Raw genomic sequence first — 16,077 nt, forward strand, 5'->3', positions numbered from 1 at the left:
TACAGAAGCATTCAATTCAGTCACCATTAAAGACATGATTGGCTGGTTCACTCATTGCTGTTACTACGTTGCTCCTGATACCTCAGAGTGTATTCCTCTCATGTGAGAACCGCTATAAATGACGTTGCTGACATCTACTTCACCCGTTTTTGCCAAACTTGCCACGACTGCCAAGACGATGATACCCAGAACATCGTCTATAACCGCAGCGCCCAGAATAATCTGACCTTCTCTAGAAGTGAGACGCCCCAATTCTGAGAGAACTTTGGAAGTAATCCCAATGCTGGTTGCAGTCAAAGCCGCACCCGCAAAAATCGCCGGAACCGCTGGCACGCCAAAAAAGAGCATCAGCCCCGCAGTGCCAGCTGCAAAGGGCACCACTACCCCCACCACTGCGACGACGACTGCCTGGATACCGACTGCCATCAGTTCCTTTAAGTTCGACTCCAGACCAATTTCAAATAGCAGTACGATTACGCCCAGTTCTGCTAAAACGGAAATGACTTCGCTCTGGGTTTGAAATACTTCACCAATCGTGTCGAGACTTAAGCCAGAAGTGCGTTGCAAGAAGGACATCAGGACAGAATCAGAAGCGACTGACCCGCTTTCTGGAAATACCAGCAGATGCAGGGCAGAAATACCCACCACTACACCGCCGACCAATTCGCCTAATACAGGCGGGAAGCCCATCCAGTTTGATATCTCCGCCCCCATTTTGCTAGCGAAGTAAATGATGACTAAAGTCAGTAACACTGCCGCTAAGACCACTGGACTTTTTTCTGCTTCTTGTGTTGCTGTCGCTAAGACAGGAATGGTTTTGCTCGAAAGTGAGAGTGAGAAAGTTGGGCTTAGTAAACTAAGCCAGTGAGCTGCATCTATCGGCATGAGTTCTGCACAAAATCATTCTTTTCAATGTACAAGCTTCTTTACAAAATCAAGCTTTTATCTGGGGATTTAACAAGAGTCAAAGACCTGTCAAGATGATGGCTTAAAAGGGGCGCAGTCAATTTCGCGGCGCGATCGCATAGTTGAATCTAATCCCTGAAAGCAAAGTATAAATACTTACCATCCCCGATAGGACTGGCGATCGGGCGATACCCCTTGCATTACAACTAGCACTATCGCCTGAGTTGCTAAAACGGTAACTGCTGAGATTTTTTGGCTGTGGTAGTGGCAGATTAGGAACATTCCACCGGCACAATGAAAAGCAGCTGGTGCAGTTCTAGTATGAGACAACACGATCTAATGAATCGAACTCCATCTTTCGCAAGTTCCTGGTATCAGCGTCAGGCAATATCTTTCGCCGTGGGTCTTTTAAGTGTAATCATGACGAATCCAGCGATCGCCCAAGAGAAAATGTTGCGAACCATCACTGTCACTGGCAGGGGAGAAGAATCGATTGCAACAACGTTAACGCTGGTGCGGCTGGGGGTTGAGGTTCAGGGTAAAGTGGCGGCGGATGTGCAGCAGGAAGCAGCACGACGCTCTAGCGCAGTGGTGGATTTGCTAAAATCTCGCAATGTCGAAAAATTACAAACCACTGGCATTAGCCTCAACCCGACTTACAGCTATGAAAATAACGTCCAGCGTCTGACTGGGTATACGGCCACCAACATCGTTAGCTTTCGGGTCAATAATCAAACAGCCGGAACGCTTCTGGATGAAGCAGTGAAAGCTGGGGCGACGCGAATTGACGGCATTAGTTTTATTGCTGCTGATAGTGCGATCGCGACCGCTCAAAAGCAAGCTTTGCGCGAAGCGACTCAAGATGCCCAAGAGCAAGCGGATGCTGTTTTGAGTGCCCTAAATCTTACTCGCCGGGAAGTGGTAAACATTCAAGTTAATGGTGCTTCTACGACGCCGCCGCCCCCAATGCCCCTAGCTGACATGGCTTTGCGATCTGGAAAAGTAGAGGCGTCTACACCCGTGATTGGTGGCGAACAACAGGTAGAGGCATCCGTGACTCTACAAATTACCTATTAGGAATATCTGTGGGCTTTTGCCCACTTGATATTTCTGAGGAATTCGATAACGGATTTTAGGACAACTTGCGATCGCTCCTCACCAACAACGCCTTAATGCTGGTGCTGGTATCCCGCAAGGAACTGAGTGTTTACGCAAGTGAGTATCGCTTTGTCTATGCTTGTTTTTCAACCTAGGTCACGTTCTCAAGTTGGGTGAACTGACTACAGAGTAGGACTTCTAAAAAGGTAATCAGGCAATTTGAAGCGTACTGGGTTCAGGGATGGATTCACCTTCTGCAAGCCATGCTTCTAAGTACATTTCAATCACTTCTTCGCCCTTGTGAATTGCTTCCTCACGAGTTTTGCCGTGAGTGCAAGGCATGACAACGCGATCGCCAAACTCTGGGATAGTGACTAGGAAAAGTTGATCTTCATCTGACCACTGAATAACCATGCTGTATCGATTCATGAATCTTCGTCCTCTCTTAACTCCTCCAGTTCAGCTAATAATCGCGCTAACTGCTTCTCTAAATAGAGGGGTACATCGTCTCCATCCTTACCTGGAATTGTCAGTGTTTTTCTAAGTAAAGGATGTCGCCAACGCTCGTGACTACCTTTGCCGCGCTTGGGCAGATATACAAACCCTTCACGCGCAATCTGAGCTTTTAACTCTCGAATTTTCCGGGGCATGGATTTTGTTTACGCCGATCCATTGAATCTTCATTGATAAGCGAGTTCTTTGAAATCGTACCGGGTTTTTAAGAGACTGCGCGTCCGCTCTAGCAGAAACTTAGGGTCCTGTGCTGACAACGAACCCCTCGAAACGCCTTACAGACAACCGATGATGGTACATCATTATTCGGGAACGGGATCTGCCTGCAACGCTAGTGCATCAGCTTCAAACTCGTCGATGCAGAACCCCAATACACGTAACATGAACTCAATATCGAAGCCCATTATCGGGGGCGTAGCATAGATCGCGCTACGGTATGTGGGTCTTTCGGCGAATCCGTGTAACTTGAAGCTGTGCGTACCCTTTCCCGGTCGCCCCTCATGGATGTATGCACACCGCATTTGCTTGTAGGCGATCGCGCCGTATCGAGAAAAAGTTAGCCATTCCTCAAGCTTAGTGCGATCCATTTCCGGGTAATTTGCCAGAGTCCTAGTGATGGTCGCATCCAAACTCTAGTCCTCCGAGGAACAACGTACCCGTTGTTCCTGAAGCACAGTTGGAGTACAGCGTCCCCCAACTGTGCCCAAAAATGTGCGTATATTCTCAGGTAGATCCGCAGCTTTCCCTTTATCGACTCGGTTCCAGATGTCCGGTAATGAGACAAGCTGGAATAGCTCACCACCGTAGCGTGCAAGGAAAGCGTCGAAAATATTGCGTTTACCCATTTTCTTGCCGCATTGCTTACTTCCGATGTTGCCTGCCCATAGGTTGGAAAGCTGGTCAAGTTCTCCCCAGAGCAACACGTTAGCTTCATGGCTGTGCTTGCTGAAGTCTAAATCACGGATAAATGCGTGTCGTTCTCTCCAATAATTAAAGAAACTCGTGATCCGCCATTGCAACTCTTCGCTCATATTTTCTGCCATTTAGGTAATTGGTATAAATCGTTAATTATGGAGAAAATTTCTGTATATTTCCCCGATTGAGGTGGATAAACTGAAAGCTTACAGCTTATTCACCTAACGTAGTGCAAACATCTACCTTTTGAACTTTGCTGTTCAGTGGTTCCCACGAGCCGAAAGAGCTTTCCAACTACTGGAGCGACTATTTGATTAACACTGGTAGCTTGCGGGTGATCTACTTAGAAGAGGAATCCGCCTGTGAGTTAATCCTACAGCCTGTAGAGGACTTCACCAATATTTGCGATCGCGCTGCTGTAGATACCATTATTCATCTCACTCGCTGCGGAGGTGAGGATTTCTGGGAAATGTGGCGAAGTTTGAAAGATAGCGATCGCAACTTACTACAAAGTCTAGTTTACAAAGAAGCGATCGCACTGCAAGACACAACGCTTTTGCAGACAACAGAGGATGGCTACTGCTTCCAAGTGCCTTTAGTAGAGAAGTTTATCAAACGTGTAGTGATGGAAATTTGATATCTTCTCAACCCTATAGCAAAGTCAGCATCCTTATGGTTGAAATAACCCATCTCAGATGTCTAACCAATCCCATAATTCTTGTTGCTTTTTCTTCATACTCCTAAGATGACGAAGGAGAACAGCCAAAGGATTGATTCCCTGTAACAATAGCAAAGTCATCCAACACAGAGCCTTGAGTTGACTGAAAGGTGTCGGTCGGGTTAGCGCCTCATGGATAGCGATTCGGGCTTCATCAAGAAAACTGTCATACTCCCCAATAATCGTAGATTCATGGAACACGCCAGCGTTAATGCCATGAATACCACTCACCCAGTCTCTTCCCATCAGAATTCTCTCCAATAGGCTAACCTCAAGGTGATATAAGTCGTGGTAGTGAATCCACCTATCTCGGACTCGGACAGGCTGATCGCCGATTTTGACCAGAATTAGGCTGATACAACCCAGCATTTTCTTGAGGCTGACGATTCTGGGGTTGTTTACGCAATAGCTGAAGTACAACCTCACGAAGGTAACTCGAAAAGTGCGATCGCCAAATGAACCAAATTTGTGTTTCTTGTCAGCACAAACTCGGTTGGGAGTTTGAGAGACTTTCCCTGTGGCTGGTGTTGGCGTGTCAGTGCTGGAAAGGGTCGGACTACAAGCTTCGTCCAGAACTAGAAACAAGTAATAAGGAACTTCAGAATAGCGCTTTTTCAATCTCCACCCTAGCTTGTTATCCGCCTGTGAGCCGAGACACTGCTTTAAGCGGCGTTTTAGGTCACAGCGATATTCTTGTAGAGTGCTAGCCGGTAGGTGTTGGCGATACTTGTGAATGATAAAAGCCCGCAGCAGCAATTGCTTGAGGCGGGCAGCAAAAACGGTATCCTTAGAAACGGAAGCCCCTCCTCCCCACAACGCTTGGTTTAGAGCCATTTTTTGTCGTTTCGAGAGTTGATTTTGTTGAAGCCGCGTCCCCAATGTCTTCTTCATGTTCCGCAATTGGTATCCGAATGCTTAATCACATCTGTATATTTAGTTCGTGACAAGTTCAGATTTTTTTGGGAATTTGAGAGGCATTATTGACATGGCAATACCAGCAAATTAGTTTTTCGGGGTAGCACCTGAGGGACTTACTCCATTTAGAGCGAGTATTATCGGGAATTGTGAAGAAGTTTGTAAGATAGCGATCGCAACTTCCTGCGGTGTCTAGTTTCAGGAGAAACTCCCACAAACTAAAATCCCAGGATTGTCCGAAAACTGGTTAGGAAAGAAGTGTTGCATCAACAAGGCGATAGCGAAGCACTAACTTGTCAGTTCGCATTTTTGTGCCTTTAGTGCAAAAATTTATTGAACAGATGGTAGAAGAGGAAGAATAGGCAAGGGTTTCAGCAAGTTCTCCTGGGTACTTTTATCGATGAGAAGTACCATAAGCGATCGCTTGTGTCAGAAATTCTTACTAATCCGTGGAAGATTATCCAACTACATTTTAAGTTAATTAAACTCTGCGTACCTTTGCGTTAAAAAACAAAAAAGGTGGGCATTGCCCACCCTACATAAACTAACCCTTAATACAGACAACCTGCTTCAACGTCGCCACAACTTCAACGAGATCCGCTTGATTAGCCATGACTTGCTCGATCGGTTTATAAGCGCCCGGAATTTCATCCAAAACCCCCTCATCCTTGCGGCACTCTACACCATTTGTTTGCTGAATCAAATCATCCAATGTGTAGACATTTTTAGCCTTATTTCGAGACATCAAACGTCCAGCACCGTGACTACAAGAACAGTAACTTTCAGCATTACCTTTACCCTTAACAATGAAGGATTTTGCCCCCATTGAACCGGGAATAATGCCATAATCTTCTTCACGCGCCCGGACTGCACCTTTACGAGTGACATACACATCTTCGCCAAAATGAACTTCTTTTTCGACGTAGTTGTGGTGACAGTTCACTGATAGCAGCGGCTTTGTTTGTTTACCACCAGCGAGATGCTTTTCTACAATCCGCTTGAAACGCGCCATCATCACGTCACGGTTGAAACGGGCGTAGTCTTGCGCCCACTGTAAATCGTGCCAGTAGGTGGCAAATTCAGGCGTACCAGCGACAAAGTAAGCTAAGTCTGGATCGGGTAAGCGATCGCCTGCTAGTTTCGCGAGTTCCTTAGCCGTGCCAATATGGTTTTGCGCCAGCATATTGCCGATATTGCGCGAACCAGAGTGCAGCATTAACCAGACAGAGTTCTCCGTATCCAGACAAACTTCTATAAAATGATTCCCGCCACCGAGAGAACCCATCTGTTTCATGGCTTTACTTTCCAGGCGCTTTACCCCTGAATGCAATTCCTTGAAATCTCGCCAACCCTGCCAGTTTAAAACAGCTTTTTCAACATCTTTGTTTTCATTGAAACCAACCGGAATCGCTGCTTCTAAATCCAGACGAATTTGCTTTAGCTTACCCTCCAATTGTTCGGCAGTAAAGGGTGTTTTAATTGCCATCATCCCGCAGTTGTGGACAAAAACGCCAGCACTTAGGGCAAAGTTACCATATTCTGGCACTGTCAAGCAGTAAACATCTTCTCTTTCTGCCAAGGGAATAATTTCGACTACTTTATGGTTGTAGCTGTGTTGATTCTTTCTGTGATTATGAAGCCCGATTGGACTTTTGACTTCATCTCCACAAGTTTCACAGATGTAAATCCGATTAGCAATTTCCTTGCTCTTGTATCTTCCCTTTTCGCTGGTGTTGTATTGAATTAAAAACTGCTTTCCTCTGGCCCCCTTTCCCGATACGGATGCCCTGAAATGTTCTGGACATTCCTGCATATATTGAAGAATATGTTTCGTCCCTCTTTCAGAATAATATCTGTATCCATCCGGAGTAGTGGCTTTAGCCGCGATCGCTTGCTTTCTTTTTTCCTCAAACTCTAACGATTCCCAATGGGTATTCCTGTCTACTAATGAGCGGTGATAGGCAGAATGATCTTTATCACCCATAAACTCTAGATTTTCTGGACGATTGTCAGCTTGCTCAAAGTTCTTGTGGTGAATAACAGTTCTCTGACCGTTAAATGAAGGAACTTTCTCTAATAACCCAGACCGAGCAATAACCCAGTGCGCTTTTTGCCATCTACCTGAATAGGGTTGCTGGATTAAAATATATCCATCTTTATCTACTTGGGAATAAAAAGGCATCAACGAAGCACCAGCTTTGAGGTCGCCAGCTTCCTGATAAGTGCCGTTTCTGAGCATGAATTGATGGTCAGGGGTACATTTGATTTCCTCTCCGTTGTCGAGAACTACCTTTAAGAGTTCTGCATTACGACGAGTTAGCTTAGCCGTAGCTTTCGCGGCTACAATTCTTTGAGTCTCGGTGCAGGAATAGACAACAAACTCTTGCTGAGCTTTGGCTAGTTCTCCGATTGGGTAGGATTTACCATCAGCTAAAGGAACCAGAGTGTCACCAGTAAAGCAACCAATATCCACACCGACAGCAGCTGGCATAATTGCTTCTTTAGTCGCCACAACAGAACCTACCAAGGCACCTTTGCCAAGGTGAACGTCTGGCATCAGCGCTACGTGTTTGAATACAAATGGTAGGGAGGCGACATTCTTTGCCATCTTGGTTTCATCAGAACCGAGGGCATGGTTTGCCCAAGATAGCACTGGCACTGAGGTTGAAATTTCTAGTTTTTCGTATGGCATAAACGTTTGCCGCTGATATAAAGATCCATGATGCTGCAAGCCTACTCCCGGTCGCGATCGCAATCTGCGCTGAGGTAGCTCTGGCAATAATACTTTATGTATTACTCTTATAATACATAAAGGAGTGCGGGTTTGTCATCTCCCAAAGACATCCGCAGGAAGAGTTTCTGCGTTATAAATAGCATTAAGATTTGTAAAGAGGAGAACGCTCCTCAGGTAATCTACAACAACGCAGATAAAATCCTATGGCGGTTGGCAAGAACTCAATCTATGAGCGCTTCTTAGCACCTGTGGTTCGGCTGTTGATTGATGAAGAGAAGCTGCGGAGTTTCTATGAGAGTGTGGATTGGGAGCAAGAGGGCGATCGCTTCCGTAAACCCAATCTTTCCTATCCTTCCTACTACAGTAGCCAAAACTTCCACGGCATTGAGCGCGGTTATCTCAACTCCGGTGCGGCAGTTTCCTACGACCCGATTACCCAGTACGCCTTGCCTCCCAACGAAACTTGGGTACGCCAAAGCTTAATTAATGCGATTGGAGGGCAACCGCGACGGATTTTAGACTTAGGCTGCGGTACCGGCTCTACAACGCTGATGTTAAAGCAAGCGTTCCCGCAAGCGGAAGTCATTGGTCTAGACTTGTCGCCTTATATGCTGGTGATGGCTGACTACAAAGCCAAAAAAGTACCGCTAAACATCCAATTTTTGCACGGGAATGCTGAAGAAACTGGCTTTCCTGATGCGTCCTTTGACCTGGTAACAGCTTCTTTGTTGTTTCACGAGACACCACCTCCGATATCTCGCGCCATCTTGCGGGAAAGCTTCCGCCTGCTAAAGGCTGGGGGAGAGGTGTTGATTCTCGATGGCAATCAGAAAACGATTCGCCAAGTAGATTGGCTAAGTGATATTTTTGAGGAGCCGTACATCAGAGCTTACGCCGGTGATAGCGTAGATGCCTGGATGGGAACAGCAGGATTTGAAGCGGTGCAAACTCAGGATGTGTTGTGGATACACCAAGTCACTAGAGGCATCAAACCCATCCCAGTTCAAAATCCTGGCTCGGTATCAACATCCCGTATAGCGACCAGTAGCACGGCAGATAATCAGGATTTGGAGGGCTTTGGTGCCCCAGCTTTTGGCACAACGGCATGACTTTGAAGGCAGTTTTGTTTGACTTTAACGGTGTCATTATTAACGATGAGGCAATTCACCGAGAACTAATTGATGAAGTTCTAATTTCAGAGAATCTGCGGTCTAAACCAACAGATTACCGGCAATTTTGTTTAGGTAGGAGCGATCGCGCCTGCCTGAATCAGCTGCTGAAAAATCGCGGTAGGTTTGTCACTGAAAACTATTTAACCGAATTGGTGAACCGCAAGGCGCAAGCCTACCAGCAACGCTTAGAGGCGCTGGAAAAGCTACCTATTTATCCAGGCTTGGAAGACTTCATTAACCGATTGCGGATGCGAGAATTGAAACTGGGTGTAGTCAGTGGCTCCATTCGTTCTGAGGTAGAACTGGTATTAACTCGCACCGGGGTGGCTGAGTTCTTTAGCGTCATTGTTGCTGGTGACGACATCAGCGCGAGTTCGCCAGAACCCGATGGATATCTTCTGGCAGTGGAACGCCTCAATCAGCAATATCCTCATCTCAACCTACTGCCATCGGAGTGTCTGGCGATTGAAGATACCCCAGCCGGAATTCAAGCTGCAAAGATTGCTGGTGTGCCAGTAGTGGGAGTAGCGCATACTTACCCGTTTCATATGCTGCAACGCTGGGCAAACTGGGCTGTCGATGAGTTTTCCGACTTAGAATTAGAGCGGGTGGAACAAGTCTATTCTCGAAGTACACCCCAGGCAACGATCGGATAAACCACTGACTCTGTACGGATAACGCGATAATTAGTTGTTTCTGGCTGGATGCTAGAATATTTTAGAATATTGAAGTTCAATAGCTCATAGCTTATGGCTATTAGCTCACAGCTTGGGGAATTAGCTCAGTTGGTAGAGCGCTGCGATCGCACCGCAGAGGTCAGGGATTCGAGTTCCCTATTCTCCATTAACATCAGCAAGGTAATTAATCTAAAGTCTACTAAAACTCTACTAAGAATGAGTAGCTATATGGAGATTTTGGTCTTCTTAGCTGTAGGAAGCTCTACAGTTCGATGGTTTAATTGCAGATTGATAAATTGCACATCGCCTGTCACCTTAGTATCTGCGATCGCTTACAGGCAAATCCTTATCCGTCTTAGAGCGTTAACCAACTAAAAACCTGCTCAACCGTCAGTTTTAACCCAATCCCACTAAGAATAGGTAACTCAGCCGTTCCCCTTAGCAATTGTACTCGCTGCTCCGGAAACACAACTAAAATACTCTCCTCTTCTGGATCGATTAACCACCCTAACTCTGTACCATGCTGGGAGCAATGGAGCAATTTCCCTAATACTTTCGTTTGGCTCTGATCGGGGGATAAGATTTCAATTGACCAATCGGGATAAATCTCGAAGTGATTGGCAATCCTTCCAGAAGGACGAAGCGGAATTCTTTCCCACCGAAACACCACAACATCTGGAACAATCGAGTCTCCCCCAAACGTACAGCGTAGTTCTGGGAATGCAATCGCAATTTTCTGCGGTTCGGCGACTTCGTTAACAACCGCGCAAAATTTAAACTGCAATCGGCTATGCTCACCTTGAGGCATGGGTTTTTGAATAACCTCTCCGTCAATAAACTCAGATGCGGGTTTAGTTTCTGGGAGTTTTAAGAACTCCTCCAGAGTTAAGGGCTGCGTGACTATACTCATCTTCTCACTCAGTAGATCGCCATTCCGCTTCTCAGCGGGTTAGGAGGGATCGTGCCTGTAATAGTTTCTTGAATTCTCGCACTTCCTCCGCCATGACCTGTTCTAACTTCAGTAACCTTTGCATCGCTCGTCACCTATGGCGACTCATAAAACGGCTTATCTTGCTCAATCTGACGGTAACGACTCGCTCTTTACTTGCGCCTTTGTCACCCAAAACTAACGACTCAATTGATTGATTTCCGCTTACAACACTTGCAGCCTGAGTCTTTTAGCCTCTTTCTTGGCTCAATTTTCCTGAAACGCCTATTGAGCCTAAATTTTTTCACGAGGGTTGGGATGGGGTTTCAGAGGTCTCTACAAGCCTTGAGCGGCTCCCTTCCATCGTTAATCCGGAACCAGTTTTAACTTTCCGCCTTAGTCCCTGTCAAGTTATTGTTCGCTTTGTTAAGTATTTGGTAACTCTTGTTGCAACTTGTGCGATCGCGATTTTGGTATTACCAGATAAGTTATCGTGGAAAACTAAAGGAATAATTAAATAAGAGGCCGTGTGCCGTACCCATCTGCTCCCACCACCCACATAACACCCGTTCCCAGCCAATTCGGCACTCAGAACAGCTATCCGCTTATAGGAGGTTTTATGACTCCCACAATGCTGCGTCAGCTTTGGGCTTTAATTGAAACTACTCAGGCCAATATGTTATTGAAGCTAGACGATGCCAGCCTAGTACAGTGGCTGCTGAAGCAACTGAAACAACAGCGATCGCTCAATTCCGACGAAACAAATATTATGACTGACTATCTGCACTCAAAGCTATCCCTGATCCGGGATCTCGCTCAAGAGCGTCAGTCTGTCTGGCAAGAAACCCATTAACAGTAGAGACGCGATTTACATCGCGTCTCTACTTTCTAAAGTGCCAATTGTTAGAAGCCAAAAGCTACCTGGGTGCCAAGGGACGCTTTGGGAAAGACTGCGGCTCCGGTGGGGGTGCCGCAGGTGTATTAATCTGTGAAGAATTCGCAAGCGTTGCCGACACCAGGGCATAGCCCAAATAAGCCGGTAAACTTATCGCCATCACAGCAGCGATCGCTGCTGTGATGGTACGCCGCGTCAAGACAGGCCCGTAATGGCTGCGATAGGGGTCATAAGCGAGAGATTCTGATGGAATCATGTCCCTCATGGCAGTCGGTCGCTTGAACCGCACCCGCCGGTCATCCATTTTTTCTAATAAAATCCAGCCGGATTGTGCCTCTTCTTCACACAGCTTTTGAAAAACCGTTGGATTGCGAAATAAATCGCCTTTAGCTCGCACAATTTTAAATTCCCAGCCCATCAGTCGCGGATCTTTGAACGTTTGGGCAGAGGAACCATTAGAAGGCAGCTCTGCGGGTGCCAGGTCTTGTTTAGATTCATAACGAGTCAAAGTTTCTTCCTCTTCCTCATATTGCTGACCTGCACTCACCTGCTGCCAGCGCATCCATCCGCTTACCATGACTGCCTCCAGACCAAAACTTCCAACCAACAGGCTCCATACAATCACTTCGACCATATTTTGATAGCTATCAGTTTTGTGAATGGCGAATGGCAATTGACAATTAGCTATTCGCCATTCACGAATGACCAATAACCACTGACTACTGACTACTGACTGCTAAGGGTAAATAACCTTCAACCAGGCAATCTGAGCCGACAGCTCGCCAACGGACGCGCTCTAGAGTGAGTGCATCTGTCATGCTTGCAAACCCCAAATCCCCAACAGGAGAAGGAGCCAACCTGCCGCCGACAATTTTGGGAGCAATGAAGGCCAGAATTTTTTGCACTGTCCCTTCTGCGATCGCACTTGCTGCTAACGTGCCGCCACATTCCCACAGCACGCCCGATAATCCACGCTCATATAAGTACGCCATTGCCTTCGTCGGTGTCAGTGGAGTCAGCTCCACTACCATCACACCCTTTTTCAGCAGCATCTGCTGAAAATCCGGATTAGCTCCCACCTCTGTTAACACTAAAGTGGGAGCCTCTGCTGTCTCCCACACATGAGCCTCTACGGGCAAATCCAGCGTGCGACTCATGACTACGCGCAAGGGATTGTGTGCCTCTGTCTGATGGCTGGTCAAGTGGGGATTATCCAGACGCACCGTATTGCCGCCCACGATCACCGCATCACACGCCACCCGCATTCGATGTACCTCATTGCGGGCATCAGGGCTGGTGATCCAGGCGCTGTGTCCGGTCGTTGTGGCAATTTTGCCATCCAAAGTCATGGCGTATTTTAAAATGCCGAACGGACGCCGGTAGAGAATTCGATGGATAAAAGCCTCATTCAGCTGCCGACAGGCGTCTTCTTCCACGCCCACCACAACTTCGATTCCTGCTGCTCGTAACCGCTCAATCCCGCCTCCCGACACGCGCGGATCGGGGTCTACCATGCCCACCACCACCTTGCTCACCCCTGCGGCTACCAACGCTTCCGAACAGGGAGGCGTCCGTCCGTAGTGGTTACAAGGTTCCAGATTGACATAAATTGTGGCTCCTTTGGCTCGTTCACCGGCGTCTCGCAGCGCAAAGACTTCTGCATGGGGATGACCGGCACCGGGATGAAACCCTTCCCCCACAATCTGCCCATCCTGGACAATGACAGAACCCACTAGGGGATTGGGCGCGGTTTGTCCTAAGGCGCGACGGGCTAGTTCTATACACCGCTGCATCATCGCGCGGTCGAAGGAGGTAAAAGGGGACTCCTGTTGGGGTGCATCCGATTGGGTGTTTGCGGAAAAGTTGTCCATGAGTTTGCTGCTGTCCTGGCTACACCTGAGTGTAATAGCCAGCCTACTTTAGCAGGAGCAGGCTTAGGGAGGGATGCTAGGTGGATTATCCCTGCAAAAAAAAGAGGATCGCGTGTTTACCTGTGAAGAGCGGAATATTGGGAGATCGTATGAGCCGATAAGCACCGTTTCATGGTACTTCACTTTGAGGAATTCATCTGTCGGGGAACCAATCACTAAGTTTGCGATTACCCGCCTTCAAAAGTTATATTGATTTTCACCCCAATTTTCACCCCTATAGTTAGGCGATCGCTACATATCCCTATAAATAGGTCTAATATATTTTGATGGCTAAATCCCATGACAACTTATGTTGCACCTGTTAATGTAAATAAACGTATCAAAAAGTTCGGATTCGTAACGTCCTATGAACTGCTGCCCCGCCGCCTCAGATTTGCAACCACCTCAGCCCTACCGGGGTCAAGCCGCTGCCCCTCATTTACAAAAACTGACCGTGTTTTGCGACTTTGACGGCCCACTTGTGGACGTTTCCCACCGCTATTACAGTACCTATCAGCTAGGACTCGCTGATACTCAGGAGATATATCAGGAGCAAGGAGAAATCCTGCATCTTCAGGTATTGACTAAAGAGCAATTCTGGCAAATGAAGCAAGATCGCGTCCCAGATGTGGAAATTGCGATGCGATCGGGCTTACAGGGTGAGCAAATTAATGTATTTTTGCAGCGTGTCGTCAGCATCGTCAATCAACCAGCGCTGTTACAGAAAGACAAAATGCAGCCAGGAGTGAACTGGGCGCTTGCATTGCTACATTCTCAGGGCATCAAGCTGGTGTTAGTGACGTTACGATGTCAATCCCAAGCTCTGCAAATCTTGCAGAATCACGGTTTGGCTCGTTTGTTTAGTGGCATTTACGGGACTCAAGACAGCCATGCCGCCTATCAAAACTACGCTGAAGTGAAAACGCAACTTCTCACCACAGCGATCGCAGAACATTGTTCGCCTTGGCAAACTGCCGATGATTGTTGGATGGTCGGGGATACGGAAGCAGACATTTTAGCAGGACAAGCGCTTTCGATTCCCACCATCGCGCTGACTTGTGGCATTCGTAGCCCCCAAAGGTTGCGACAGTTCCAACCAACCCGCATTCATAGCGATTTACTTTCTGTTGCTCATTACCTGCTGGGAGTGAGTCATCACTCATTGGTCAATCGTCAATAGTCCTCACTCAATACTCAGAAGACTGAGTATTGACGATTGGCTAGAAACTACTTGGAAGACTGCCCTAACAGGTTCATCTGCTGCCACCAGCGATTTAGAGGATAGTAAACAACGGGTGCCCAAAGGCTGCTCAGGATGGCACTGGAGAGGGCAATGCGCTGGTGATATGTCCAAATTGCTCCCAGATCGCGATCGCCCTGTAGCGTGAACTGAAGGGCACTCACCGTCTCCCCCACAACCGCCATCCCAAAAACAATTAACGCCACCGAAATAAAATCTTCCTCAATATACCGCTGCTTTTGAATCCGAGCGGTCAAAATTCCTACCAATGCTAAGCTCAGGGTATGACTGGGATCGGGAGATGTCATTCCATCTTGGATTAGTCCCAACACCAACCCAGCGATCGCACCCTGCAAAACCGATCGCTTCAAACTCCAGGCAACCACCCAAATTAACAACCAGTTGGGGCCAATTCCCAACAATTCCATTCCCGGTAGGCGCATCGGCAAGACCAATAAGCACAACAGGACAGAACCAATGGTTACTGCCCAGTTAAGCATTTGACGAGGCCAAGGTGACAAGTCAGATACATTGATCATGGGTCATGGGTCATGGGTCATCCGTGATTAGTCCTTAGTCCATCGTCTGTGGTTAATGACTAATCACTATTTACTATTGCTATTTCCTAATGACAGCTAACCGCTCATTCCTCATTTCGGGTACACAACCACCCATTCCAAGGAACTCATCGGTGCTGTCAACTCAATCACAGCTTCAGGAGCTGGAGTTTTGTCCAAATTTACAGATTCTATTCGCCCTATCGGCAACCCTGACGGAAAAAGTTTACTGACAGATGATGTTGCCACGACATCGCCCCGACGGACATCAGGAACTTTATCAAAAAACTGCATCACTGCTCGGTTAGAACCTTGTCCTCGAAGATAGCCCATATAACGGCTGCGGCTAATCGCAACCCCTACCCGGCTGCTGGGATCGCTGACCAGTAAGACCCGGCTGCTATGGGGAGTCACGTTGGTTACGCGACCGACCAAGCCACCCGTACCCATCACGACGAAATCTGCTTTGATACCGTCTTGACTTCCTCGACCGAGGGTTATCTGTTGCCACCAATGATCGGCGCTACGTCCCACAATCGGAGCGACTATCCCTGGCTGTTTTTTCTGTTTAACATAGCCCAACAGCTCTTGTAACTTCTGATTTTGGCTTTCGAGTTCAACTAACCGCTCCTGTAATTCCAGAACGCGGGCATTCTCGATGCGCTCTTGTGACGTGGGTTCCCCTTGAAAAGGACGGGTGAGCAACTGGTAAGTCTCATAAAGAGCAGCTCCCTGAGTCTCCCGGATCGCCCAGGCACTTCCAATGGTTAGCCCAGCCAATATAACTTGTATTCCGTGCCGAACCCACCAGCGACGCAGTGTAAACATTTAGGTATCAGGGATTCGTCTTGAGTCCTTTAGTTTTTAGTCTTTGTCCCTAGTCCCTAGCCTTAGCCTTT

General features: G+C 47.4%; 18 protein-coding genes, 1 tRNA gene and 1 pseudogene. 7 read left to right on the forward strand and 13 right to left on the reverse strand.

Annotated elements, in window-relative coordinates:
* Positions 1-114: 114 nt before the first annotated feature.
* Together NC994_RS18470 and NC994_RS18475 are read right to left on the reverse strand one after the other, a co-directional pair.
* Positions 115-885: pseudogene (locus NC994_RS18470) on the reverse strand (cation:proton antiporter); the annotation flags it as partial.
* Between the two features lie 177 nt (positions 886-1,062).
* The gene (locus tag NC994_RS18475) at positions 1,063-1,239 is read right to left on the reverse strand and encodes a hypothetical protein (protein WP_190425244.1); all 177 of its coding nucleotides are present in this window, start codon (positions 1,237-1,239) and stop codon (positions 1,063-1,065) included.
* Positions 1,240-1,245: 6 nt separating this feature from the next.
* Here NC994_RS18475 and NC994_RS18480 point away from each other — a divergent pair, with 6 nt between their 5' ends.
* Positions 1,246-1,983: an SIMPL domain-containing protein gene (locus tag NC994_RS18480; RefSeq protein ID WP_190414914.1), complete on the forward strand. Its 738-nt coding sequence runs from the start codon at positions 1,246-1,248 to the stop codon at positions 1,981-1,983.
* Positions 1,984-2,214: 231 nt separating this feature from the next.
* Here the strand turns inward: NC994_RS18480 and NC994_RS18485 are convergent, their stop codons facing one another.
* The 4 genes from NC994_RS18485 to NC994_RS18500 form a co-directional block, all read right to left on the reverse strand.
* The gene (locus tag NC994_RS18485; protein ID WP_190438202.1) at positions 2,215-2,433 is read right to left on the reverse strand and encodes a type II toxin-antitoxin system HicB family antitoxin; all 219 of its coding nucleotides are present in this window, start codon (positions 2,431-2,433) and stop codon (positions 2,215-2,217) included.
* Positions 2,430-2,654: a type II toxin-antitoxin system HicA family toxin gene (locus NC994_RS18490; RefSeq protein WP_190430446.1), complete on the reverse strand. Its 225-nt coding sequence runs from the start codon at positions 2,652-2,654 to the stop codon at positions 2,430-2,432. Before NC994_RS18490 ends, NC994_RS18485 begins: the two co-directional genes overlap by 4 nt.
* A gap of 165 nt (positions 2,655-2,819) precedes the next feature.
* On the reverse strand, positions 2,820-3,146 hold the full coding sequence (locus tag NC994_RS18495; protein WP_190438205.1) for a hypothetical protein: 327 nt from the start codon (positions 3,144-3,146) through the stop codon (positions 2,820-2,822).
* Positions 3,147-3,149: 3 nt separating this feature from the next.
* Positions 3,150-3,560: a hypothetical protein gene (locus tag NC994_RS18500; protein ID WP_190438207.1), complete on the reverse strand. Its 411-nt coding sequence runs from the start codon at positions 3,558-3,560 to the stop codon at positions 3,150-3,152.
* 125 nt (positions 3,561-3,685) lie between these two features.
* Between NC994_RS18500 and NC994_RS18505 the strand changes: the two genes are divergently transcribed.
* Positions 3,686-4,069, forward strand: a complete 384-nt coding sequence (locus tag NC994_RS18505) for a hypothetical protein (RefSeq protein ID WP_190438210.1) — start codon at positions 3,686-3,688, stop codon at positions 4,067-4,069.
* Between the two features lie 54 nt (positions 4,070-4,123).
* Here the strand turns inward: NC994_RS18505 and NC994_RS18510 are convergent, their stop codons facing one another.
* Positions 4,124-5,041 (reverse strand): hypothetical protein, encoded by a 918-nt coding sequence (locus NC994_RS18510; RefSeq protein WP_199299720.1) that lies wholly within the window; start codon positions 5,039-5,041, stop codon positions 4,124-4,126.
* A 568-nt stretch (positions 5,042-5,609) separates the two neighbouring features.
* On the reverse strand, positions 5,610-7,757 hold the full coding sequence (locus NC994_RS18515) for an RtcB family protein (RefSeq protein WP_190438347.1): 2,148 nt from the start codon (positions 7,755-7,757) through the stop codon (positions 5,610-5,612).
* Between the two features lie 245 nt (positions 7,758-8,002).
* Between NC994_RS18515 and NC994_RS18520 the strand changes: the two genes are divergently transcribed.
* The 3 genes from NC994_RS18520 (at position 8,003) to NC994_RS18530 (ending at position 9,814) form a co-directional block, all read left to right on the forward strand.
* The gene (locus NC994_RS18520; protein ID WP_190438213.1) at positions 8,003-8,908 is read left to right on the forward strand and encodes a class I SAM-dependent methyltransferase; all 906 of its coding nucleotides are present in this window, start codon (positions 8,003-8,005) and stop codon (positions 8,906-8,908) included.
* Positions 8,905-9,627, forward strand: coding sequence for an HAD family phosphatase (locus NC994_RS18525; protein ID WP_190438217.1), 723 nt, complete (start codon positions 8,905-8,907; stop codon positions 9,625-9,627). The genes NC994_RS18520 and NC994_RS18525 overlap by 4 nt, the downstream gene beginning before the upstream one ends.
* Before the next feature lie 114 nt (positions 9,628-9,741).
* Positions 9,742-9,814: transfer RNA gene (locus tag NC994_RS18530), tRNA-Ala, on the forward strand.
* A gap of 189 nt (positions 9,815-10,003) precedes the next feature.
* Here the strand turns inward: NC994_RS18530 and NC994_RS18535 are convergent.
* Positions 10,004-10,558, reverse strand: a complete 555-nt coding sequence (locus NC994_RS18535; RefSeq protein ID WP_190414891.1) for a Uma2 family endonuclease — start codon at positions 10,556-10,558, stop codon at positions 10,004-10,006.
* 637 nt (positions 10,559-11,195) lie between these two features.
* Between NC994_RS18535 and NC994_RS18540 the strand changes: the two genes are divergently transcribed.
* Positions 11,196-11,429, forward strand: coding sequence for a hypothetical protein (locus NC994_RS18540; RefSeq protein ID WP_190415034.1), 234 nt, complete (start codon positions 11,196-11,198; stop codon positions 11,427-11,429).
* 64 nt (positions 11,430-11,493) lie between these two features.
* On the opposite strand, the gene NC994_RS18545 is transcribed toward NC994_RS18540, so the two are convergent.
* Positions 11,494-12,105 (reverse strand): hypothetical protein, encoded by a 612-nt coding sequence (locus NC994_RS18545; protein WP_190438221.1) that lies wholly within the window; start codon positions 12,103-12,105, stop codon positions 11,494-11,496.
* 85 nt (positions 12,106-12,190) lie between these two features.
* Positions 12,191-13,267, reverse strand: coding sequence for a bifunctional diaminohydroxyphosphoribosylaminopyrimidine deaminase/5-amino-6-(5-phosphoribosylamino)uracil reductase RibD (gene ribD / locus NC994_RS18550; RefSeq protein WP_347276151.1), 1,077 nt, complete (start codon positions 13,265-13,267; stop codon positions 12,191-12,193).
* 481 nt (positions 13,268-13,748) lie between these two features.
* Between ribD and NC994_RS18555 the strand changes: the two genes are divergently transcribed.
* Positions 13,749-14,561, forward strand: coding sequence for an HAD family hydrolase (locus NC994_RS18555; RefSeq protein ID WP_190414889.1), 813 nt, complete (start codon positions 13,749-13,751; stop codon positions 14,559-14,561).
* A 47-nt stretch (positions 14,562-14,608) separates the two neighbouring features.
* Here the strand turns inward: NC994_RS18555 and mreD are convergent, their stop codons facing one another.
* Together mreD and mreC are read right to left on the reverse strand one after the other, a co-directional pair.
* Positions 14,609-15,160, reverse strand: a complete 552-nt coding sequence (mreD, locus tag NC994_RS18560; RefSeq protein ID WP_190438224.1) for a rod shape-determining protein MreD — start codon at positions 15,158-15,160, stop codon at positions 14,609-14,611.
* Between the two features lie 111 nt (positions 15,161-15,271).
* Positions 15,272-16,006, reverse strand: coding sequence for a rod shape-determining protein MreC (mreC, locus tag NC994_RS18565; RefSeq protein WP_190438227.1), 735 nt, complete (start codon positions 16,004-16,006; stop codon positions 15,272-15,274).
* Between the last annotated feature and the right edge of the window lie 71 nt (positions 16,007-16,077).

Origin of the sequence: Trichocoleus sp. AS-A1, from assembly GCF_039962015.1 — a bacterium.
In the GTDB taxonomy this organism is placed as follows: domain Bacteria; phylum Cyanobacteriota; class Cyanobacteriia; order Cyanobacteriales; family FACHB-T130; genus FACHB-T130.